Below are 22,870 nucleotides of genomic sequence, written 5' to 3'. Positions count from 1 at the left end.
TACACTGTCGCTTTTTCAAACTAACTAACTAAACCTTAATTATGAAAACGTGTCAATTCATGGTTTATTTTGAATTAACAATACTTTATGATTCTTCTAATTTTTCGGTGACCATATCTCCTTGATTTCTAAAGACTAATTGGTTGTCAAACGCATCCAATAGAATAATACTATCTGTACTGACTTTTCCAGATAAAATTTCTTTACTCAACTGATTCAAAACTTCTTTTTGGATCACTCTTTTTACAGGTCTTGCACCATATTCTGGATGGTATCCTTTTTCTGCCAAATAATTTATGGCTTCTGGAGTAGCATCAAAAGTGATGCCTTGCTGTGCAATCATTTTAGTAATACCTTTTAACTGCAAGCCAACAATCTCTTTGATGTTTTCCTTTGTTAAAGGGGTGAACAAAATAGTATCATCTATTCTATTTAAAAACTCAGGTCTCACCGTTTGTTTTAACAGTCCTAAAACATCTACTTTAGCCGCTTCCATGGCGGTTTCAATATCTTTTATGGCGTCAAAACGCTCTTGGATAATTTGACTCCCCATGTTTGAAGTCATAATAATGATGGTGTTTTTAAAATCGGCAACACGTCCTTTATTATCTGTTAAATGGCCTTCATCTAATACTTGCAATAAGATATTGAAAGTATCTGGATGTGCTTTTTCAATTTCATCTAATAAGACTACTGAATAGGGTTTTCTCCTAACAGCCTCAGTTAATTGCCCACCTTCTTCATAGCCAACATATCCTGGAGGCGCGCCTACCAATCTACTTACAGCATGACGTTCTTGGTATTCACTCATGTCGATTCTGGTTAACGCGCTTTCATCGTCAAAAAGATATTCAGCCAATGCTTTCGCTAATTCGGTTTTACCAACGCCTGTAGTTCCTAAAAACAGAAAGGTGCCAATGGGTTTTTGAGGGTTTTGTAAACCGGCTCTAGAACGCCGTACAGCATCACTCACCGCAACAATAGCTTCTTCTTGCCCAACAACACGCTTGTGTAGCTGCGCTTCTAATTTTAAAAGTTTTTCACGGTCACTTTGTAACATTTTGGTCACTGGGATGCCGGTCCATTTTGCAACGACCTCTGCAATGTCCTCATAGGTTACTTCTTCTTTAATTAAAGAGCTTTCAGACTGATTTTCCTGTAGGTTTTTCTGCAGTTTTTCTAATGCTTCTTGGGCTTCTTTAATCTTGCCATAACGTAATTCTGCTACTTTACCATAATCACCATCACGCTCTGCTTTTTCGGCTTCTATTTTAAAGTCCTCAATAGCAGACTTTTTATTCTGAATGTTATCGACTACTTCTTTCTCGCTTTTCCATTTCGCATTTATTTCGTTTCGCTCTTCTTTTAAATTTGCCAAATCATTACGAAGGCTTTTTAATTTCGTTTCATCTTTTTCACGCTTGATTGCTTCAATTTCAATTTCAAGCTGCATGACCTTACGATCTAAGACGTCAAGCTCTTCTGGTTTAGAATTGATTTCCATACGTAATTTAGAAGCAGCTTCATCCATTAAATCAATCGCTTTATCTGGTAAAAAACGATTGGTAATATAACGTTGAGATAATTCTACGGCGCCAATAATTGCTTCGTCTTTAATACGAACTTTGTGGTGTGTTTCATACTTTTCTTTAATACCACGAAGAATAGAAATAGCACTTTCTGTATCTGGTTCATTTACCATTACTTTTTGAAAACGACGCTCAAGAGCTTTATCTTTTTCAAAGTATTTTTGGTATTCATCTAATGTTGTTGCTCCAATGGCACGTAATTCTCCTCTGGCTAGTGCTGGTTTTAAAATATTTGCAGCATCCATGGCGCCTTGTCCGCCACCAGCACCAACTAATGTGTGAATTTCATCAATAAATAGTACGATGTCCCCATCACTATTAGTCACCTCTTTAATGACTGCTTTTAGGCGTTCTTCAAATTCACCTTTAAATTTTGCGCCTGCAATTAAAGCGCCCATGTCGAGTGCGAAAATTTGTTTATCTACTAAGTTTTCTGGAATATCACCATCTACAATTCTATGTGCTAAACCTTCAGCAATAGCTGTTTTTCCAGTACCTGGTTCTCCTACCAAAATAGGATTGTTTTTTGTTCTACGTGATAAAATTTGAAGAATTCTTCTAATTTCCTCATCGCGACCTATAACAGGGTCTAACTTGCCATCTTTAGCTAATTGATTTAAATTCTTTGCATATTTATTAAGCGAATTGTACGTTTCTTCTTGGCTTTGTGAAGTTACACGATCCCCTTGTCTTAACTCGTCTATTGATGCTTTTAAGCCTTTTTCAGTGACACCTTGGTCTTTTAATACCTGAGCAATTTTACTTTTAGATTTGAAAATAGCTAATAGTAAATGTTCAATAGAAACATATTCATCATCCATCTTTTTAGCAAAACTGGAGGCTTCGTTTAAAGTTGTTCCTGTGTCACGAGAAATCATAATCTCTCCACCAGAAACCTTAGGGAAGCTTTCTATTTGTTTGTCTAAAATTTGTTGTAGCATCGGAATATTAACATTCATTTTTTTTAGAAGGAATGGTAATACGTTTTCATCAATTTCAAAAATAGCTTTAAAAAGATGCTCATTTTCTATTTGCTGATGCCCAAAGCCTTGCGCAATCTGTTGTGCGCGTTGTATGGCTTCCTGTGATTTAATTGTATAGTTATTAAAATTCATTTATTTATATTTTATGTATCCTGTTGCGCGAGATATGAATTCTTTTTAATGTTATAGAGTTCGCTTAAAGGGACACTTATTATTATCTTTGTTTGAAAGCTATAGTTCAATTATCTTACCAATACGAACGACAAGACAAAATGACACTTAACTACTAATTATTAGTGACTTTTCGTCAGTTTGTAATGTTTAGAAGAAGTTGCGACTATAAGATACGAATATGTTATTAGTCTTTACAGAAACGACGAATAGAATATATAATTAATTTCCCGCTTTCATGGGGCTAACAAATAAATCAATTTATGTTTAAAAAATTGTTTGGTTCCAAAGAGCCAAAAGAGGAAAAAATACTACCGTGGAAACAATTAACAACGGTAGACCAATTAAAAACTATAGAAGAATTATCAAAAGGCAGAACCCAACTTATTTTTAAACATTCTACGCGATGCGGCATTAGCCGGATGGTAATGAATCAATTTGAGGCGGCCTATGATTTAGATTTAAACGTAGACCTCTATTATTTAGATTTATTAAATTACAGGGACGTTTCTAACGAAAGTGGCTATAAATTTCAGGTCATGCATCAATCACCACAACTTATTGTTGTTAAAAATGGAGTAGTGGTGGCACATGCTAGTCATGGAGCTATAAATGAGTTGGATTTGGAACGGTATGTTTAGATAAAAAAATGCCCAAATTACTTTGGGCATTTTTTAACTAGCGCCTAAAACTGTGGCCTGTTATGATTTCTTTCAGTCTTAGTTTTAAATCTTCACCGGTATCATAAATCATTTGTTCGTTGCTAGGAAATTGAACGCTGCGATTATTTAAATAACCTAGTAAACTCGAGTCTAGAGCCCGTCTGTCTCCTCTTGAGGTCGCATAGAAATGTTCAAAAACATATTCGCTTTCTATCGGAAAGGCTTCAATTAATTGCTTAGTTGAATTGTTTTTAAATTCAACATTACCTAATATTCGGGACACTTTAAATTGACGCGTTTCATAATATTCGCAAGTTACTGTTTTGAATTTGTCGATTTTAATTTTATTACCTAAGCTGTCTTTTAAAACATTTCCATTAGTATCCAAGGCATATTTCCAGCCATCATTTACTTGTGTTTCTTTAAAGATCTCACGTTCCTTAATTTGCTCTGGTGAGATCGCTATGTCACGTAAATTAAAATCCATAGCAAAATCGTAGTTTATTTTACTGTCTTTATTGTTGTGGTATACCGTCCATAAATCGTTTAAACCGTAGGTGCTAAAATTTAATAAGTCATCTTCTAAGCGCTGTGGGATGGATTGTTGTGTTTGGTTTTTCATTGTGACCAGTACAAAATCAGTTCCTTTATCGTGAGCTTCTTGTATGCGATCACGCACATCTTTGTAATCTGCATTAATACGTTCTATATACTCAAAATCATTAAATGCTTTTCGGCAGTCTAACTTATTATTAGAGCTTAGCAACTGCATCGCATTATTATATAGATATTCTGAAGCCTTTATTTTCGCATTTATAATTTGCGACGAGTAGTCCTTAAAGCTTAATTTAACTTCTTTATTTCTAAGGTATAATGGCGTAATTGGTTTGATAGATTCTTGCCTTGCATTTAATTTTGAATACAATTCATAAATCTGCTCAAAATTTGCAGGATTGTTGTCTTTCTTTAAAAAGTTGATGCGCTCTGTGTCTCTTATGACTACTTTTTTATAAGCCTCTTGTAGTAGAATAATGTAATCCGTTTTACGTTTAGCCTCACGATTAACCTCTAATTTTTTTAATGCATTAGTAATGGCTAAGTCATAATTACCTGAACTGAGATTTCTTTCAATGCGTTTTGTACCGCTGCATGCGTTTAGAATTAAAACAGCAAGAAACAATAAAGTAATGTTTTTCATAATAAAGGGCTTTAGATTAGAGGATGTACGGTTCAATTACGATGCCAAAAGTAATATAATACTTCAAAAAAGACTAAAATTATGTTAAAAATATTGATTTTGAGCAGGTTAACATAATTACTGATCTGAAAGTTCTATATGAACTTCTTTATAAAAAGGAATACCACTAGCTGTTAAACCGTTAATAATAAGTTTTAAGCCGTTATGATATCTACGATTTATTGTCAATAAATTATCGGTATTTGGTGTTATCTCAAAATTGGGAATCCAATCGATAGTACTAAAATTATCAATCGCTTTTTGAGAGGTGAAATTAAGCTCAGGCATTTCATATTTATCTTTCTGTATGTTAAAACCAAAAGAGGTTTCATTTTCCTGAATATCTTTATTGTTAAAAGGTTTTGCACTGATATTAGTTTCTTTTTTTGTAACAATATGTAATACACCGTACGGATAAATTGATCCGTAACCCGCACCATTTATATTAAGAACAACGTATTCTATTTCACTGGCAAGTATGAATTGAATAAAAGATAAATCCTGTAAATTTGAACCGTTAAAAACAATAGCTACCGGAATGGTGCTAGGTCCATTAATGCTTTTCGGGCCTCTATCATTTCTTAATATTGGTGTACCATCAGAGGTATAGACAATTGTTGTGCTAGGTAAGGTTTGTAAATAGTCTATTAAATAGTTATTACTAAAACCAGAATCTTCTGGTTTAAATACTCTCGAAGCGTTTAAGCCCAGAATACCATTGTTTCTTATCTTCTGCTTTAGTTCTAATTCTTTTTTCTTTTTATAAACTTCTATATTAACTTCATCTAATGCTTCAGCTTCTGAATATTCAGGAAATGTAGCATTTACAAAATCATTATTAGGCTTTAATTTATTTATACTATCATTTTGTTTAACTAAAGTTTTAAATTCGTTTGTAATTTCAAGTTTTGTGTTAGCACTATAATTAGTATAGGTATTATAGATGAAGAAGGAGGCTTTGTCTGTTTTTCCTTTTTTATTAAGTAATGATAAAGAATACTTAGAAGGATGCATTAAAAGTAACTTATCAAATTTGAAATTGTTTTCAGAATTTATAGTGGTAAAGTCAGTAATGCTGTTTTCATTTGAAGAAAGCATGATTTTAAAGTTTTCTAAATCCTTCTCATCTGTTTGAATTTTTCCATTCAAGCTTAATCCAGACTCATTCTTAAAAGGTAGTGGTTTTCCAGATAAATATTGATATTTGAAAACATTATCTGGGGCTTTTAGCTGCGATAATTCATCAAGATTCTTTCCAAGGGTTGTTCTTTGTGCAATACTTATATCATTCTCTTTTAAATAGGGCTGTAATAGAAAATGAGATACGATATTACTACTATTTTTGTACATAATAGACGCTTCTGGAAGTACCGAAATGCTTAGGTTGGCTTTTTTAAAGGAGCCATATGCATTTAAATTAATAGTTAAAGAATCATCAGTAACTGCAGTATTTGTTATTCTGATATCTAAAGCATTAGGGCTAGGCGTATAAAAAAAGTTCGCTTGCGTTAGTGGTACATTGTTTTCGTTAAATAATGTAAGCGTATTTAAACCGTTAAAGATATTGTCTTTTGAAAAACTAAGTTTATAGCTTTTAGTTTCTTCTTTTAATTTAACCGGAGCAATAGATCTTAAAGAGCCTTCGCGGTGTACAACAGCAAAGGCAATAGTGTTATCTAAGTTTTGATTTGCAATGGCATTGCTATTAATGTTCAATTCAAAAATAACAGATTCATTATTAGAATTCTCTATTTTTTTAATATGAAAGGCTTCGCTTTGCGAAAGTGGTTCTGAAAAATCAAGTTTTTTTAGAGGGATTTCGCTATTTAGATTCACTCCATTTGCGTTTTTTAAATCTATTATCTGTATTGGAAAGACGGCTTGTCTTTTGAAATTATTGTTCCACTGTGTGTCTAATTGTAAATAATAATTCGAAGATTTTAAATCTTTGGGAAGTTCAATTTCTCCATAAGTCTTACCCTTTTCAGCATAGAAAAGCTGAGAAGTTACTAGTTCAAAATTTTCATTATATAAGTTTACGTATACATTTGTGGTTTCAATGAAAGCGGTGTTGCTATCGTCCTCAACAATATAAGCTTTAAACCAAATTTTCTCACCCGAAAAATACACAGTTTTATTAGTATGTAAAAAGAATTTTTCAATTTTAAAGGTGTGAAAATAATCACTATTTACAAGTGTTTCTGCTTTTTGTGTGATGCTTTGCTGGCTAAAACTTTGGCTAGCAAAAAGTACTATTAAAAATAATTTAAGAAATTTCAAAATTAATGATTTTGTATTAAATGTCTTTATTTGACTTTTTTAGGATTAAAAATAGGTAGTAACTTCGTTGAAACTTCTCCAAAACCTATACGTGTCCCGTCTTTTTCGCAGTAGCCTCTCATAATAACAGTATCATTGTCATTAATAAATTTACGCTCTGTGCCATCGGCCATTTTAAGTGGTTTTTCACCCCTCCATGTTAATTCGAGCATTGATCCATAAGAATCTGGTGTAGCACCCGAAATAGTACCACTACCCATCATGTCTCCAGAATTTACAGGACAACCGTTAACCGTGTGATGCGTTAATTGCTGTGCCATAGACCAATACATATATTTAAAGTTTGAGCGACTAACAATTGTTTCCTTGGCTTTTTTAGGCTGAATAGCAACCTCTAAATTTATGTCAAAACTCTTTTTTCCTTTTTGTTGCAGATAGTCTAATTGCTTTTTTAAAGGCTTAGGTCCGGCAACGCGATAAGGCTCTAAAGCATCTAAGGTTACAATCCATGGTGAGATACAAGAGGCAAAATTCTTAGCTAAAAAAGGACCTAAAGGTACGTATTCCCATTTTTGAATATCTCTAGCACTCCAGTCGTTAAACAAGACCAATCCAAAGATGTATTCTTCAGCTTCCTCAATAGGTATTGGTTCACCTATGTCGTTAGCATCGGTGGTAATAAACGCCATTTCTAATTCAAAATCTACTAATTTACTTGGGCCAAAAACGGGTTCTGTAGCATCAGCTGGAAGCGTTTGACCTTGTGGTCTATGCACTGGGATACCAGAAGGAATAATAGACGAACTTCTACCGTGGTACCCCACAGGTATATGCAGCCAATTTGGAAGCAATGCATTTTCAGGATCTCTAAACATGGTTCCTACATTAGTAGCATGCTCTATACTCGAATAAAAATCTGTATAATCACCAATTTGAACAGGCAATTGCATTTCTATTTCATCTAAACGAAATAAAACGACTTCTTTATGTTTTTTGTTACTTTGTAAGGTTTTATTGTCTTCATCAAAGATTTGTGCAATACGATTACGCACTAAGCGCCAAGTTTTACGACCGTCTGCAATGAAATCGTTAAGCGTGTCTTGAAGAAAAATATCATCTGTTAATGGGATGCCGTCAAAATAGCCTAACTGGTGTAAAGCACCTAGATCTATAGCGGTATCCCCAATTCTTGTTCCAATAGTTATAATGTCATCTCGTGTTAAAAAAACACCAAAAGGAATGTTTTGAATTGGGAAATCTGAGTATTTATCGACGTGTAGCCACGATTTTCTATCTGGATTATTTGCAGTTATAGGCATAATTTTTATTTTGATTTATTGTTTAAAGACTTATCAAACCTACATAATTTTTTTTTAAATGAATTGATTTTAAAATTAAATTATAGATAAAATGCTTTGTTTAAAACTAAGGTATAATAGTTAATAACAATTGGTTTAATTTTATTTTTTTTTGAAGAGTTTCATGCGCGTATTTATTATTTTTGAAGATAATTATTTCAATCCTTTATTTATGCAACGCGACGAACAAATATTTGAACTTATCCAAGCAGAAAAAGAACGACAACTTAATGGTTTAGAGCTCATAGCCTCAGAAAACTTTGTAAGTGAACAGGTTATGGAAGCTGCAGGCTCTGTTTTAACTAATAAATATGCTGAAGGTTATCCTGGAAAGCGCTATTATGGTGGCTGTGAAGTCGTTGATGAAGTAGAGCTAATAGCCATAGATCGAGCAAAAACATTGTTTGGTGCTGCTTATGCAAACGTACAACCACATTCAGGAAGTCAGGCAAACACGGCTGTTTATCATGCCTGTTTAAATCCGGGTGATAAAATTTTGGGATTTGACTTATCGCATGGCGGTCATTTAACTCATGGTTCGCCTGTTAATTTTTCGGGTAAATTATACAATCCCGTATTTTATGGCGTAGAAGAGGCAACTGGTGTTTTGAATTATGATAAAATTCAAGAAATTGCAACGCGAGAAAAACCTCAAATGATTATTGCGGGTGCCTCGGCATATTCTAGAGATATCGATTTTAAGCGTTTCCGTGAAATTGCAGATAGTGTTGGAGCCCTTTTATTAGGAGATGTTTCGCATCCTGCAGGATTAATTGCAAAAGGTATTTTAAATGACCCTATTCCGTATTGTCATATTGTGACGACGACGACGCATAAAACACTTCGTGGTCCTAGAGGGGGGATGATTTTAATGGGAAAAGATTTTGAAAACCCTTTCGGGCAAAAATTAAAGAACGGAAACCTAAAAATGATGTCTTCTTTATTAGATTCTGGCGTGTTTCCTGGAAATCAAGGTGGACCATTAGAACATATTATAGCTGCAAAAGCAATTGCTTTTGGTGAAGCATTAACCGATGAGTTCATGCATTACATGTTACAGGTAAAGAAAAATGCTGAAGCCATGGCAAATGCTTTTGTTGAAAAAGGGTATAAAATTATTTCTGGAGGTACAGATAACCATATGATGCTTATAGATTTAAGAAATAAAAAAATTACGGGAAAAGAAGCAGAGCAGGCTTTAGTAAAAGCAGATATTACGGTTAATAAAAACATGGTCCCTTTTGATGATAAATCACCATTTGTTACCTCTGGAATAAGAGTTGGAACGGCAGCAATTACAACACGCGGATTAAAAGAGCATGATATGCAAGGAATTGTTGATCTCATCGACGAAGTTATTACTAACCATGATAATAGTGATGTGTTAGAATCTGTTGCTGTTAAAGTTAACGCAATGATGAGTAATTTACCTCTATTCAACGGGTAATTAACAGTTTATAAGTTAAATTGTGATATTTTTGTTATAAAAATTGTTTTAAAATGTTAAGAATATTTACATTATTAGCGCTTTGCGTATTTACTTTTGGCCATACTCAATTGTCTTTTGAAGATAATGCTACAGCAAAAGGAGTTGGTTATGCTTATGGCGATTCCACTTACGGCGGAGGTGTCTCATTCTGTGACTTTAATGGTGATGGATGGGACGATTTGACCTATTCTACGACAGACGGAGAAACTTTAAAATTCTTCCAAAATAATAATGGGACATTTATGGAAGTAGATTTGGGGATTCCTAATACACATAGGGTAAAACAAGTCCTTTGGGTAGATTATGACAATGATGGCGATAAAGATTTTATGGCTACCAGTATTTCAGATGTCAACAAATATTACAGGAATAATGGTGATATGACTTTTACTGATGTAACTATAACTATAGGTTTTTTTACTGAAAATTTATTTACTTATGGTATTTCATTTGGTGATATAGACAATGATGGAGATTTAGATGCTTTCATTTCAAATCGGGATGATCAGACTTTAAATCAGTATAGTTATTTATACCGAAACAATGGTAATGGAACATTTACTGATATTAGCAGCACAGCAGGTATTTTCTTAGGGAATCAATTATCATTCTGTTCTGCATTTTTTGACTATGATAATGATGGAGATCAGGACATATATGTTGCAAATGATAAAACACCAAATAAAAACAGATTGTATCAAAATAATGGCTCTGGTGTTTTTACAGATGTTTCAGATGATAGTGGGGCAGGGGTAGCGATTGACGCGATGTCAACCACGATTGGCGATTATAATAATGACGGTTGGTTTGATATTTATGTGACGAATACAACAGCAGGAAACTATCATTTTCTTAATAACGGTGATGGTACCTTTACTAATGTAGCGCCAACCATTGGAACCGCTATGGAAAGCATTGCTTGGGGAGCTGTTTTTTTAGATGCAGATAACGATGCCGATTTAGATTTGTATGTAAGTAGCTCTATGACTGGTGCTGTTCCCAACAGACTACCTTCTGCATTTTATGAAAATGATGGCACAGGTAATTATGCGATTCCTTCAAGTGTTGGTTTTGCTAACGATAATAGAAAGAGTTTTTCTAATGCCATAGGTGATTTCAATAATGATGGATTACCAGATATTGTAGTCATGAATGACACAGATAACTACTTTTTATGGGAAAATAAGACTATAAATACTAATAATTACGTAAAGGTGAAATTAGTAGGAGTTGCTAGTAATAAAGATGGTATTGGTTCTAAAATTGAAGTTTCTATTAGTGGTAATAAACAATACAGATATACGCTTGCTGGCGAAGGTTATATTGCTCAAAATTCAGGAACAGAAATGATTGGATTGGGAAGCGCAACGACTTTAGATTATGTTAAAGTAACGTGGCCAAGCGGCACTGAGGATATCCTTAGTAATGTCACTGCTAACCAAACATTAACTATTGTCGAAGGGAGTACTTTGTCTGTAGACTCCTTTGAAAAAGGAAAACTAAGTCTATCTCCTAACCCAACCAATGGAGTAGTATCAATAAATAACTTATCTGATGATTTAAAATTAAAAATCTACACTGTTTTAGGTAAGCAATTAGCTGTTAAAAATTTATCTGCTTCAAGAACTACAGTTGATCTCAGTAGTTATCCAAAAGGTATTTATTTGTTTCAATTGGAAGATGCAAAAGGCAATACGACGACTAAGAAAGTAGTGTTGAAGTAATGCCTAATTTAAAATAGAATAAAAAAGCCCATTCATTTGAATGGGCTTTGTTTATATAGAAACTTTAAAACTATTCAAAAGTAATGTGCTGATAAGCGCCAGCATCAGAAGAAGTCGTTCTATTAACTCCTAAGAGGTCTTGTGGTACTTGAGTTGCGAAAGTTGAATTTCCAATGCCATTGGCATTAGAATTAGCTCCAATAATTAACTCGTTTTCAAAGGGTAATCTAAAATCAGGCCCTTGATTGAATACATTATTTTCGTAACGCGATATATTTGTGAAATCATAATTAGCACCAGTAAAATTATTGTTAGGATCTTCAAAACGCAGTAAACAATTGGTGAATTTGAAATTGAAAACAACGGCATCATCTTGAATCTCATCGATTAAAAACTCAGGATTATCATTGCCGTAAATAATGCAATTATTAAAATTGGCTTCGGTTAAATTGGCTAAAAAGGCAGTGCCTTCTGCATCCAAAACAAAGTTATTAACTAACAGTGCTGGGAATTGCCTAAAGCTACTGTTCCAATAATTTGCAATCGTTGAATGCGTCACATTATATTTACCTCCCAATGTGGCGGCAAAGGATACTTGGCCGGTATTATTAATGACTACATTTTCTGCAAGAATAGAGGTGTTTCTACCTAATATGCCATAGTTTGAAAAATTGTAGACTTGTGAATTTCTAACGGTCAATTTATCTACAGGAGCATCAGCATTACCATCACTTAAAAGACCGATAGTTCCATTTTTAATCGTGGTATAATTAATACTGTTATTGATACTATTTTCAAAAAGCCAAATGGTTCCCCATTGTCCAGGCACATTGGCAAAGGCAGGTTCTAGTCTGTCTCCTTCAAAAATCACTTCGTTTTCTAATAATTCTTGATTTGTACTTAAAGCCCCATTAACTTGTAATGAAGCGTTTTCTGATACTAGTAATCCTGAATTCGCATGAAAATGCACCCGAGCACCAGCCTCTACTGTTAATGTTTCTCCATTAGGTACTGCGGCATAACCATATATTACGTAGGGTTTTTCATTTGTAAAATTTAATTCTGAAGGCAACAATTCGCGCCCTTGAATTTCAGTTTCTACGACTTCTCCATTAATATTAAGCACGAGTGTTTCAATAACACCTGTGGTATTATCACGATCTGGATATATAAATATAGCATCTTTAATTAATGTCACCAATGCTACAGTTTGAAGGTTGCTACCAACATCAAAGTTAATGGTATCGGTATATAAAAATTCATTATTAATTGCCACTTCATCTTCAATATCTACGGTGGTCTCTACAAAAATGAACAGACTGTCTTTGGCTTGAATTTCTACGTTAGTAAACGATTGGCCTGCATTTCCATCTACATTTAGTCTATAACGCGAAGTTTCCCCTCGATTGAGACTAATATTAGGGATCGAGATGTCATTATCACTGCGATTGTATACTTTTAAGTTATAAGTGCTTGAGCCAATATTGGTGAACAACGTATCTAAATAAATGGTGTCTTTAGAAAACTCAAGACTACCTGTGCTTGGGGCAAAATCGAAATCTTTACGACAAGAACTCCATAATAAAAGTAAGGCAAAACAAGAGATAAAATAGAGAGTACGTTTCATATAGGTTATTAGTAAAATCGCTTTAAGCGACTAAAATATAACTTTTGAAAAACTATTTTAGTATGAATTCGAATTAATTCGTTTGAGACTCTTTTTTCGGAACTTTAAAATTTGAAACCATTTTTAAGAAAGAAGGAAGCTGTGTTAGGCTTTAAAAAGTAACCGATTTAAATCAATTTTACCAGGGTATTATAGTTGCTTTAACATTATGAAAAGAGAGCTTTAACTTCTTCTGTAATGCGGGTTGGTTTTTGAGTTTGACTACTCATAAAACACCAGTTCGTTTCTGAAGTCGCCAGAAGCCTGTTTGATGTTTTGTTATACATCTCTACTAGTCGTGTTGAAGTTGCACCATTAGATGAGACAACATATGTTTTTATGAGAATCTTGTCGTTTAAAACAGCGGCTCTTTTATACTGAATGGTATGCGAAACCAATACCCAGAAATAATTTGCTACTATGGTTGTTGAAGCACTTTGTAACCAGTGTGCTTTAGCAATGTCGTTAACCCATTGTACATAACGTACGTTATTGACATGATTGAGTTCGTCAAGATCATCTTTAGTAACGGTTATTGTTTTAGTGAATGTATGCAACTTGTGGTTTTAAATACTAAGATACAGTTTATTCCCTATTTCTAAAAATTGAAGTCATCTTAAAAAGAAGTTGGCCAAGCCTTGTTCTTTTAAGGTTTTTATTTCTAATTTTTTCTCTTTTATCATTTCGTTTTTGTGTTTTTAAGATTTTTTGTTCTTTTCTTTCGTCTTTTTTCTTCCAATTATTATGTCTTTCGGGATAACCAGCAACTATTACTACGCTATTACAATCATGCTCATTAATATTCATTTTAAAATTATATTCTCTTTTTTCTGTTACTGTAGTTTTTTCTGAATGATACCCAATATAAGAGGCCTTTAAAAAGGTGTTTTTACTTACTTTTAATTTAAAAAAACCATCAAAATCACTTTGCGTTTTTTTATCAGTTCCAATAATACAAATGGTCACACCGGGTAATGGTAGACCTGCTTCATCTAAAATAGTTCCAGAAATCACTTTTTCTTTTAAAATAGATTGTGCCATTTTTCCTTTTGCCGGATTAGGGCTAATAGAAGTTTCTTTAATAAGATTATTTTGTCCTTGAGCAGCAGCATTATTTGTTCCTAAAGCGACAAAAGCAAAGAGGGCAGAAGCAGCATATGAGAAATAGTGCCTACTTTCTTTGGCACTGTAAGCTAATTCTCTGTCGAGTTGCGTGCTTTTAAAACGACCACAAACCTGTCCGTTTTTCTTAAAGCTTTTTACAATATACTCGTCTGTTTTATTGGTAAAATCATAAACAGTTTTTTCACAAGCACAACAATATCTTCCTTTTTCATTTGGAGACATGTTATTCCAATCCTCATAGCAAGGCTTTGGTATAGATAAGTGTATGGATGTTCTCATAGTGTTTCGATTTAAAATGTCAAAGCACTTGAAAATAACGGTGAAAAAAAATTAAGGCTGAGTGAACATAGCTTTTGGGTGAGTGAATACTATTTTTCTATGATTTTGACCTCAAAAAGTTTATCCCAACGTTTTCCAGTTACAAAAATGGTTTGAGTCTCTGGATTATAGGCTATGCCATTTAAAACATCTAAGCCTTTATGTTGTGTCACTTCTTTTTTAAGTGGCGAGAAGTCAATTACTGCTTCGGTTGCACCATTTTCAGGATTAATAATAACCACACCATTTTTTTGGTAGATATTGGCGTAAATTTTACCATTAATCCATTCTAGCTCATTAAGCTGGCCTATTTTCCCTTTGTTAGTATAGACTTGAATATGTCCTGTTTCAACCAAACTTTCAGGGTTTAACGTCCAGATCTTTTCTGTTCCATCACTTTTATATAGCAGCCTCCCATCATTACAAATACCCCAGCCTTCTTTGCTTTCTCCATATTTGAAGGTGCTGGTACGCTCAAAAGTATTAGCATTATAAACAAAGCCTTTGCCACTTTGCCAGGTTAGTTGATATATTTTATTATTTAAAACCGTTAAACCTTCACCAAAATACTGACTGGCTAAAGCAACATTTTCTAGTACTTCACCTGTTTTATAATTTACTTTTCGGAGTTTTGATTCTCCTTTTTGTCCAGTGCTTTCATAGAGTTCACCATTGTAAAACTCCAAACCTTGGGTATAAGAAGTAATATCATGAGGATAGGTATTTATAATTTCGTAAGCGAATACTTTAGGAGCCTCATTATTTACAATAGAAATATTTTGAGTTACCGTTTCGGTTTCACCATCATAGTTTACAAGGGCTTTTATTTCTTGCTGTCCTAATTTCACATGGTCTAATGTTGTTGTTTCGGTAATGGTCTCCCCATTTAAAGTATAGGTAACAGATTCAATCTCTAAATCCTTCGGATTTGAAATAGAAAGTACTAATTGTTCATTTAAAGCAATGGTATTATTGGTCGTATTTGTTCTTATATTGAAATTTTTTTGCTTCGCTCCACTACCGCAGTTTGATAAAAAACTGGCTAAAAATATGAGTGTAAGGTATTTAAACATGTTCATGGTATTTACTGTAATTTAAGGCAAGATATTTATTAAAATTCAGTTTAAAAAATCATTGTGATAAATTTAAAACTTTGTATATTTGCACCGGCAAGTCCTACACAACCAGCTCCTGTTGAATCCTCCAGGTCGGGAACGAAGCAAAGGTAAATGGTCGTAGCGGTGTGATGTAGGTAGCTTGCCATTTTTTGTGCCTAAAAGTTAGATTTTAAATTCGAAATCTATTACTATATATTAAGGATTTGTTAGTGGAAACTGGCAAATCTTTTTTGTTTTAATACCTTTTAATGGATTTCATTTTTAATTTTACATTTTTAATTATTCATTTTTATTTATGTCTAAAGTTATTTTAATTACAGGAGGTTCTTCAGGAATTGGGAAATCTATTGGCGAGTATTTAACCAAGTATGGTTTTAAGGTGTATGGTACGAGCCGAAGTCCGGAAAAGTACACGAATCATCCATTTAAAATTGTTGGCTTAGATGTAAAAGATATGAAATCCATTAATAGCGCTGTCGCGGAAGTTATTGCGAAAGAAGGTCAGCTTGATGTTGTTATTAATAACGCCGGAGTAGGCATTACCGGACCAATTGAAGAAATTCCTGAAGCAGAAATTCAACATAACTTTGATACCAATCTTTTCGGACCTATAAAGGTTATAAAAGCTGTTTTACCTCAAATGAGAAAACAAAATTCTGGTTTGATTATTAATATCACCTCAATTGCAGGCTATATGGGCTTACCTTATCGTGGTATTTATAGTGCTAGTAAAGGTGCTTTGGAATTGCTCACAGAAGCCTTCAGAATAGAATTAAAAGATTTCAATATTAATATGACTAATATTGCGCCTGGTGATTTTGCTACAAATATTGCTGCTGGCCGTTTTCATGCACCTTTAAAAGAAGACTCGCCCTATAAAAAATATGGAAGTGTGTTGCAGGATATAGATGATCATGTGAATAAAAGTAGCGATCCTGTGCACGTTTCTAAAATGGTACTTAAAGTCATTAATACTAAAAGACCACGAACACATTATAAAGTAGGTGCTTTTATGCAGAAATTCTCGATTGTATTAAAATTTATATTACCAGATAGAGTGTATGAAAAAATGTTGATTAACCATTATAAACTGTAAGTGTTCACTTTATTGCGAAGAGACATCATGTGTTTTATAAATGTTAATATTATTTCATATCATTTTTTCAGGTAGCTCAAGTTTAATCGTAACTTTGTGCGGCGTGAAGTAAGGTGTTGTTTGTTTTAATGCCTTGTCTTTTTGCCATTAGGCAGGCGTAAAAAAAATAAAACACAACTAAATATAATTAAGATTTCCGTCTTTGCGGAAATTAAAAAACACATTCTTATGAAATTTTTTATTGACACAGCCAATCTTGCACAAATTAAGGAAGCCGAAGATATGGGCATCTTAGACGGTGTAACTACAAACCCATCGCTAATGGCGAAAGAAGGTATTACTGGTACTGATAATATTTTAAAACATTATGTTGCTATTTGCAACCTGGTAGCTGGTGATGTAAGTGCCGAAGTTATTGCTACCGATTTTGAAGGTATGGTTAAAGAAGGTGAAGCTTTAGCAGATTTGCACGAACAGATTGTTGTTAAATTACCAATGATTAAAGATGGTATAAAAGCGTGTAAGTACTTTAGTGATAAAGGAATTAAAACAAATGTGACTTTGGTGTTTTCTCCAGGTCAAGCTTTACTGGCAGCGAAAGCTGGGGCGACTTACGTTTCTCCTTTTATTGGTCGTCTTGATGATATTTCTACCGATGGTTTAAACCTTATTGCAGAAATTAGACACATCTATGATAATTACGCATTTGAAACTCAAATTTTGGCGGCTTCAGTACGTCATACCATGCACATTATCGATTGCGCTAAGTTAGGAGCAGATGTAATGACGGGACCTTTAAGCTCAATTGAAGGGCTGTTAAAGCATCCTTTAACAGATAGTGGCTTAGCTAAATTTTTAGAAGATTACAAGAAAGGTAATTAGGTAAATAAATAGTATAAAAAAAGCCTCAGTAATTTTAGTTACTGAGGCTTTTTTGTGTTTAGTTATTAATTGCGCCTAGTAATTCTTGCTCAAAACGAATATTAGACATCTCTGCTTTTGCATTAATAATATTTCCTTTTTTATCCAACAAAAACACTTTTATTATGGGTTTAATAGATAGTGTTTCTTTTGACTGCTCTGGGGCTACAAAACGGTATTCATTATGATTTCTAACCTCATAACGGTTTAATATTGAAACTTGTTCTTCATAAGTGATGTTATCCAAGTTAATGGAAATAAAATCAACTTCCGGATATTTAATATTTAACTCTTTAATGCGTTTATGAGAATTTATTATGCTGTATTTATTATCCTTAGACCAGAAATACAACACGGTTGGCTTGCTAATAAGATCATTTAAATAAATGTGGTTATCCTCTTTGTCAAGTAACTTAATTTCCGGCATGGCTTGCCCGGGCTTTAATCTTTTATAAGACTCAACAATTCGTGTAGCCTTACTAATATCGTTATTATTAGTGCTTTTTGCTTTGAAAGATTGCAGCATCTCGTCATAATCCTCTGTTTTATTAGAAACACTAATAAAGTGCATCATGGTATTATTTAAGAGAATGTTTTTTATACTTTCATTATTAATTTTCTCATCAATCAAAATCATTTTATCCAAATTATAATCTACCAGTAACTCATCGTAAATTTTATCATCAGAATGTTCAAAATGTTTTTGTAATGCAATGTTGTTAAAATGAAATAGTAGAAAGTTATAATAGATGCCGTAGCCTTTTAAAACGTCGCTATTATAGTCAATGTCTTTGCGATAATCATAAAAATTATCTGGTAAAAGATTAAAGATATCTTTATCAGAATGTCTGTAATTTACTAATGGATATAATTCTTTATGAGAATAGTAAAGATAATTAATATTTGCAGTGGCTATTTTATGAAACAATTTTGAAGTCTTATTTTTGATTTCAAAAGCTTTTAAGTCCCTCAATTTAGAATCTCTGATGGTTCCATATTTTTTATCAAAGGCAATTGGGTCTAAGTTTTTACATGAGCCTATAGTCGTTTTTTCTTCAATTTCATTAATAAGAAACAGATTCATTAAATAATTATTTTCCTTAGCGCCTGTGCCAGTATAAACCAAAGATTCATCAAACTCTAGTGTGTTTAAGCGCAGCATCAAACTATCTTTATCATGTATTAAAACAGATTGCGCTTCTTTTCCGTCAAAAAAATTATAAAGACCTGGTTCAAAATCTTCTAGCTTATATGAAAATTTGTTTTTTTTATCTAAAAAAAGCGTGTCAATAAGCTTTCTAGATTTTCTAAGGACAATATAATCTGAATTAGGATTTATCACTACTCCACCAAAATAGGCCTGATGATCTTGAATATTAGCTTCACTTTCACGTTTGCAGGACACCGTAAATAGGACTATAGAAAGAATGAGATAAATAGGTTTTAATTTCATAAGGAACAAAAGCACATAATTAATCTTAACAAATGTATGTTTTGAAATCATCTGTGCCTGTTAATGCGTTGTTAAATTGCTCATAACATGCGTTAAACTTTTATTTAGCAAGCGCTATACAGAGTTATATAACTGCTTTTGCTTTTGGTTATCAACATTATTTTTTACTTTTGCAAAAAATTAAAATTACGATTCATGTTATCAGTTTCAAACTTATCCGTACAGTTCGGTAAACGTATTCTTTTTGATGAAGTAAACACAACCTTTAATAATGGTAATTGTTACGGAATCATTGGTGCCAATGGTGCAGGGAAGTCTACGTTTTTAAACATTATTTCAGGAAAGCAGGAAGCAAATTCTGGTCACGTTCATTTAGAGCCAGGTAAACGTATGTCGGTTTTAGAACAAAATCACAACAAGCATGATGAAGACACTGTTTTAGAAACAGTTTTAAAAGGTAACCAGCCTTTACACAAATTAAAGACCCAAATTGATGCTCTCTATGCGGATTATACCGATGAAAATGCAGAAAAAATTGGAGAGTTACAAGTGCAATTTGAAGAAATGAATGGTTGGAATGCCGATAGTGATGCAGCAGCAATGTTGTCTAACTTAGGTATTAATGCTGATTTTCATTACACGTTAATGAAAGATTTAGATGGTAAACAAAAAGTACGTGTGCTTTTAGCGCAAGCGTTGTTTGGTAACCCAGACGTGTTAATTATGGATGAGCCTACCAACGATTTAGATTATGAAACGATTGGTTGGTTAGAAAACTTTTTAGCTAATTATGACAATTGTGTGATTGTGGTCTCTCACGACAGACACTTTTTAGATGCGGTTTGTACTCATATTAGTGATATCGATTTTAGTAAGATTACTCATTTTTCGGGTAACTATACGTTTTGGTATGAGTCTTCACAATTAGCAGCAAGACAACATGCGCAACAAAATAAGAAAGCTGAAGACAAGAAGAAAGAATTGGAAGAGTTTATTCGTCGTTTCTCTGCTAACGTAGCAAAAAGTAAACAGGCTACCAGTAGAAAAAAGATGATTGATAAACTTAATATTGAAGGTATTAGAAGAACAAGCCGTCGTTATCCAGCTATTATTTTTGAGCGTGACAGAGAAGCTGGTGATCAAATTTTAAATGTAGAGGGTTTGTCTGCGTCATTAGACGGTGAGGTGCTTTTTAAAGATATCGATTTGAACCTAAATAAAGGAGAAAAAGTAGTGTTGTTTTCTAGAGATTCTAGAGCAACTACAGCCTTCTACGAAATTTTAAATGGTAATATGAAACCAGATGCTGGTAAGTTTGCTTGGGGAGTAACAACAACACAATCCTACTTGCCATTAGATAATAGTAAATTCTTTGAGAATGATTTAACCTTAATCGATTGGTTACGTCAATGGGCACAAACAGAGGAAGAAAGAGAAGAAGTTAATATTCGTGGGTTTCTTGGAAAAATGATTTTTAGTGGAGAAGAAGCTTTTAAAAAATCATCTGTACTCTCTGGAGGAGAAAAAGTGCGTTGTATGTTATCAAGAATGATGATGACCAGAGCAAATGTCCTGCAGTTAGATGAGCCAACAAACCATTTAGATTTGGAAAGTATTACGGCATTTAATAACTCTTTAAAGAATTTTAAAGGAACCGTTTTGTTTACTACACATGATCATGAATTTGCCCAAACGGTAGGTGACAGAGTCGTGGAGCTAACGCCAAATGGTGTAGTAGACCGCCACACGACATTTGACGAGTATATGCAAGACTCAAAACTAAAAGAACTAAGAGATAAAATGTATGCGGTTACTGCGTAAAATAAGTAATTAGTTTTCAGTCACCGTTTACAGAAAAATAAAACCTCAAAAATCTAAGATTTTTGAGGTTTTATTTTTTTACTTAAGTAAGAGAATTGTTTACTTAATTTAAAGACTAAGTGCTAACTGGCTTCCATTTCAGCACGAACCGTCTCTACTATCTTAACAGCTTTGTCGAGCTCGTTTTTATGCACATAAATTTCAGGCATCCCCGCTAAGCTACCGCCAAAACCTGCTAAACGGCCTGATTCTGTTTCGTCCTTAATTATAGGGTTAATACCAATGTCTTGTAATCGTTGATCTATTAGCTGCACTAGAATCGTGTTTCCTGTGTAAATTTTTATATATTCTGAATGTGGCATAATTTTATAGTTTTAATTTATAAGTATTAAGATACGCATAATGTTAATAAAAGTATTCCCATTATCCTGTTAAATTTTATTTTTAAAACCATAGAGATTGGTTTTACGTATATCTGTTAAGTACTTTATTTTTATATAGGTATTATTGTAAGTACAAAACACTTTTGAGCATTGAACAGGTCCGTGGAAATGATTCGTTAATAGAAATGTAGATAAAAAGCAGAATAAAGATTAAGTACAAATTGTTGATACATTAATTCTCCCAAACTAAGCCTACGCCATAAATATGGTAATGAAAAGCGACCGTAACGGTCGCTTTTCTATTAAATGAATACGGCTAATATTATTTGTTGTATTTACTATTCCAAATGGCAGAATTGAAATTCTTACCTTGTGAGAAGGCATAAAAAATAATGACTCCAATCACCGATTTAAACATAAATAAGAACAGTATTAAAAATTTAGAACCGTCCATACTATCTATAAGCATAGAGGCATTAAAAATATAAGTGATAACAAAACTGACTATTACTGCAGTTAATATTAGTGTTTCAAAATTTTTAAACGGCCAAATGAGCCATTTTCTTAAAGGATGTAAATCATGACCCCATTTATGAATGAGGTAATAATAACCATTTCCTATAGGAGCAAACAATAAGGGGTCATCGGGATTTTTTAATTTAAATAACTTGGAAGGCGCCATAATTTTGAAGCCTTGTAGCGTCGTTTCATGTGTTTTTTCTAAAGTTTTAATTTTTGAAATGGCTTCCTGCGGAAAATCATTCTTAAAATATTTCGTGTCTAAAAAACGAAGACGGTAATCAATACATATCGTTTTTATGGTATCGATATGGTAGATGTTACCTGAAGCTAATAAGTCGAAAGTGAACGTGTTGGCCTTAGTTGTGTTTCCAAAAAGTAATTCGGATTCTATTTTAGAATTTTTTTCGTTTTCTAAAGCAAAAACGGCTTCAACCTGTTTTAAAATGGAATCTTCTTTAAAATCAAGTGACTTTCGACGCTTTAATTTTTCTTCAATGTTGGTAGCCTTTAAAATCATAGCCGTTCTTTTTTATAAAAATAAGACATAATGGTTTTAAAAACAAGTGCTTACGTGCTTCTAGTGTGTTCTTTTTTTATTTTGTTTAAAGTTGATTTCCGACCGAATCTCCAGGTTTTATTAGAGATCAATAGTTTCTAGCGAATTTCTAATTTTACAATCTTAAACAAAAAAAACCAACGTTGCAGTTGGCTTTTCCATGCGTTTATTTCAATAAGAACCCTTTAGTTGTTATTAAAATAAGTGTATAATCTATATAAGCCATAACCGATAAAGACTATTGCTAATAATAGTCTGAAATTATTAGATGACGTATCTGGTATAAAAAAATGATTGTAAACGCGATAGGAGCCAAGACCTACAAATGCTATTCCAGCGATTAAACTCCACGTATTTCTACTTTTTGGTTGGTTTTCTATGTTTTTGTTTTCCATAAG

At 33.2% G+C, this 22,870-nt stretch carries 18 protein-coding genes and 1 other RNA gene; 7 read left to right on the top strand and 12 right to left on the bottom strand.

Annotated elements, in window-relative coordinates:
• Positions 1-85: 85 nt before the first annotated feature.
• The gene (clpB, locus tag GQ46_RS04080; RefSeq protein ID WP_044398598.1) at positions 86-2,704 is read right to left on the bottom strand and encodes an ATP-dependent chaperone ClpB; all 2,619 of its coding nucleotides are present in this window, start codon (positions 2,702-2,704) and stop codon (positions 86-88) included.
• 302 nt (positions 2,705-3,006) lie between these two features.
• On the opposite strand from clpB, the gene ytxJ reads away from it, so the two are divergent.
• Entirely contained in the window at positions 3,007-3,384 is a 378-nt protein-coding gene (ytxJ, locus tag GQ46_RS04075; RefSeq protein ID WP_044398596.1) for a bacillithiol system redox-active protein YtxJ, read from the top strand.
• A 37-nt stretch (positions 3,385-3,421) separates the two neighbouring features.
• On the opposite strand, the gene GQ46_RS04070 is transcribed toward ytxJ, so the two are convergent.
• From GQ46_RS04070 to fahA, 3 genes are all read right to left on the bottom strand, one after another.
• Positions 3,422-4,603: a hypothetical protein gene (locus GQ46_RS04070; protein WP_044398594.1), complete on the bottom strand. Its 1,182-nt coding sequence runs from the start codon at positions 4,601-4,603 to the stop codon at positions 3,422-3,424.
• Positions 4,604-4,720: 117 nt separating this feature from the next.
• Positions 4,721-6,922: a hypothetical protein gene (locus GQ46_RS04065; RefSeq protein WP_044398592.1), complete on the bottom strand. Its 2,202-nt coding sequence runs from the start codon at positions 6,920-6,922 to the stop codon at positions 4,721-4,723.
• A 26-nt stretch (positions 6,923-6,948) separates the two neighbouring features.
• Positions 6,949-8,241, bottom strand: coding sequence for a fumarylacetoacetase (fahA, locus tag GQ46_RS04060; protein WP_044398590.1), 1,293 nt, complete (start codon positions 8,239-8,241; stop codon positions 6,949-6,951).
• A 211-nt stretch (positions 8,242-8,452) separates the two neighbouring features.
• Here fahA and glyA point away from each other — a divergent pair, with 211 nt between their 5' ends.
• Positions 8,453-9,727, top strand: coding sequence for a serine hydroxymethyltransferase (gene glyA, locus GQ46_RS04055; RefSeq protein WP_044404520.1), 1,275 nt, complete (start codon positions 8,453-8,455; stop codon positions 9,725-9,727).
• 53 nt (positions 9,728-9,780) lie between these two features.
• Entirely contained in the window at positions 9,781-11,493 is a 1,713-nt protein-coding gene (locus GQ46_RS04050; RefSeq protein ID WP_044398589.1) for an FG-GAP-like repeat-containing protein, read from the top strand.
• Positions 11,494-11,563: 70 nt separating this feature from the next.
• Here the strand turns inward: GQ46_RS04050 and GQ46_RS04045 are convergent, their stop codons facing one another.
• The 4 genes from GQ46_RS04045 to GQ46_RS04030 all read right to left on the bottom strand — a co-directional run bounded on the left by GQ46_RS04045 (position 11,564) and on the right by GQ46_RS04030 (position 15,681).
• The gene (locus GQ46_RS04045; protein WP_044398587.1) at positions 11,564-13,120 is read right to left on the bottom strand and encodes a hypothetical protein; all 1,557 of its coding nucleotides are present in this window, start codon (positions 13,118-13,120) and stop codon (positions 11,564-11,566) included.
• A 206-nt stretch (positions 13,121-13,326) separates the two neighbouring features.
• A complete protein-coding gene (locus tag GQ46_RS04040; RefSeq protein WP_044398585.1) occupies positions 13,327-13,716 on the bottom strand; it encodes a thioesterase family protein in 390 nt (129 codons plus the stop codon).
• A gap of 28 nt (positions 13,717-13,744) precedes the next feature.
• A complete protein-coding gene (locus GQ46_RS04035; protein ID WP_044398583.1) occupies positions 13,745-14,563 on the bottom strand; it encodes a carboxypeptidase-like regulatory domain-containing protein in 819 nt (272 codons plus the stop codon).
• An 89-nt stretch (positions 14,564-14,652) separates the two neighbouring features.
• Positions 14,653-15,681, bottom strand: a complete 1,029-nt coding sequence (locus tag GQ46_RS04030; RefSeq protein ID WP_044398581.1) for a glutaminyl-peptide cyclotransferase — start codon at positions 15,679-15,681, stop codon at positions 14,653-14,655.
• Positions 15,682-15,769: 88 nt separating this feature from the next.
• Between GQ46_RS04030 and ffs the strand changes: the two genes are divergently transcribed.
• From ffs to fsa, 3 genes are all read left to right on the top strand, one after another.
• Positions 15,770-15,868: signal recognition particle sRNA small type (gene ffs / locus GQ46_RS17365), an RNA gene on the top strand.
• 147 nt (positions 15,869-16,015) lie between these two features.
• On the top strand, positions 16,016-16,816 hold the full coding sequence (locus GQ46_RS04025) for an SDR family oxidoreductase (protein ID WP_044398579.1): 801 nt from the start codon (positions 16,016-16,018) through the stop codon (positions 16,814-16,816).
• 228 nt (positions 16,817-17,044) lie between these two features.
• Positions 17,045-17,698: a fructose-6-phosphate aldolase gene (gene fsa, locus GQ46_RS04020; RefSeq protein WP_044404516.1), complete on the top strand. Its 654-nt coding sequence runs from the start codon at positions 17,045-17,047 to the stop codon at positions 17,696-17,698.
• Positions 17,699-17,756: 58 nt separating this feature from the next.
• Here fsa and GQ46_RS04015 read toward each other — a convergent pair whose 3' ends face one another.
• Positions 17,757-19,241, bottom strand: coding sequence for a hypothetical protein (locus tag GQ46_RS04015; protein WP_156133097.1), 1,485 nt, complete (start codon positions 19,239-19,241; stop codon positions 17,757-17,759).
• 144 nt (positions 19,242-19,385) lie between these two features.
• Between GQ46_RS04015 and GQ46_RS04010 the strand changes: the two genes are divergently transcribed.
• Positions 19,386-21,011: an ABC-F family ATP-binding cassette domain-containing protein gene (locus GQ46_RS04010; protein ID WP_044398575.1), complete on the top strand. Its 1,626-nt coding sequence runs from the start codon at positions 19,386-19,388 to the stop codon at positions 21,009-21,011.
• Between the two features lie 122 nt (positions 21,012-21,133).
• Here the strand turns inward: GQ46_RS04010 and GQ46_RS04005 are convergent, their stop codons facing one another.
• From GQ46_RS04005 to GQ46_RS03995, 3 genes are all read right to left on the bottom strand, one after another.
• Positions 21,134-21,373, bottom strand: a complete 240-nt coding sequence (locus tag GQ46_RS04005) for a putative signal transducing protein (RefSeq protein ID WP_044398573.1) — start codon at positions 21,371-21,373, stop codon at positions 21,134-21,136.
• 343 nt (positions 21,374-21,716) lie between these two features.
• Complete coding sequence (locus tag GQ46_RS04000) at positions 21,717-22,433, bottom strand: hypothetical protein (RefSeq protein ID WP_044398571.1); 717 nt, start codon at positions 22,431-22,433, stop codon at positions 21,717-21,719.
• 224 nt (positions 22,434-22,657) lie between these two features.
• Positions 22,658-22,867: a hypothetical protein gene (locus GQ46_RS03995; RefSeq protein WP_044398569.1), complete on the bottom strand. Its 210-nt coding sequence runs from the start codon at positions 22,865-22,867 to the stop codon at positions 22,658-22,660.
• Between the last annotated feature and the right edge of the window lie 3 nt (positions 22,868-22,870).

The sequence above is a fragment of the Lacinutrix sp. Hel_I_90 genome (genome assembly GCF_000934685.1).
Classification (GTDB): domain Bacteria; phylum Bacteroidota; class Bacteroidia; order Flavobacteriales; family Flavobacteriaceae; genus Lacinutrix.
The sequence above is the reverse complement of the archived record's forward strand: the minus strand, read 5'-3'. Positions and strand labels throughout refer to the sequence as shown.

Excerpts from the sequence above, each read along its gene's own strand:
- clpB (WP_044398598.1), bottom strand. The coding sequence starts at position 2,704 with ATGAATTTTAATAACTATACAATTAAATCACAGGAAGCCATACAACGC.
- ytxJ (WP_044398596.1), top strand. The coding sequence starts at position 3,007 with ATGTTTAAAAAATTGTTTGGTTCCAAAGAGCCAAAAGAGGAAAAAATA.
- GQ46_RS04070 (WP_044398594.1), bottom strand. The coding sequence starts at position 4,603 with ATGAAAAACATTACTTTATTGTTTCTTGCTGTTTTAATTCTAAACGCA.
- fahA (WP_044398590.1), bottom strand. The coding sequence starts at position 8,241 with ATGCCTATAACTGCAAATAATCCAGATAGAAAATCGTGGCTACACGTC.
- glyA (WP_044404520.1), top strand. The coding sequence starts at position 8,453 with ATGCAACGCGACGAACAAATATTTGAACTTATCCAAGCAGAAAAAGAA.
- GQ46_RS04050 (WP_044398589.1), top strand. The coding sequence starts at position 9,781 with ATGTTAAGAATATTTACATTATTAGCGCTTTGCGTATTTACTTTTGGC.
- GQ46_RS04045 (WP_044398587.1), bottom strand. The coding sequence starts at position 13,120 with ATGAAACGTACTCTCTATTTTATCTCTTGTTTTGCCTTACTTTTATTA.
- GQ46_RS04035 (WP_044398583.1), bottom strand. The coding sequence starts at position 14,563 with ATGAGAACATCCATACACTTATCTATACCAAAGCCTTGCTATGAGGAT.
- GQ46_RS04030 (WP_044398581.1), bottom strand. The coding sequence starts at position 15,681 with ATGAACATGTTTAAATACCTTACACTCATATTTTTAGCCAGTTTTTTA.
- GQ46_RS04025 (WP_044398579.1), top strand. The coding sequence starts at position 16,016 with ATGTCTAAAGTTATTTTAATTACAGGAGGTTCTTCAGGAATTGGGAAA.
- fsa (WP_044404516.1), top strand. The coding sequence starts at position 17,045 with ATGAAATTTTTTATTGACACAGCCAATCTTGCACAAATTAAGGAAGCC.
- GQ46_RS04015 (WP_156133097.1), bottom strand. The coding sequence starts at position 19,241 with ATGATTTCAAAACATACATTTGTTAAGATTAATTATGTGCTTTTGTTC.
- GQ46_RS04010 (WP_044398575.1), top strand. The coding sequence starts at position 19,386 with ATGTTATCAGTTTCAAACTTATCCGTACAGTTCGGTAAACGTATTCTT.
- GQ46_RS04005 (WP_044398573.1), bottom strand. The coding sequence starts at position 21,373 with ATGCCACATTCAGAATATATAAAAATTTACACAGGAAACACGATTCTA.
- GQ46_RS04000 (WP_044398571.1), bottom strand. The coding sequence starts at position 22,433 with ATGATTTTAAAGGCTACCAACATTGAAGAAAAATTAAAGCGTCGAAAG.
- GQ46_RS03995 (WP_044398569.1), bottom strand. The coding sequence starts at position 22,867 with ATGGAAAACAAAAACATAGAAAACCAACCAAAAAGTAGAAATACGTGG.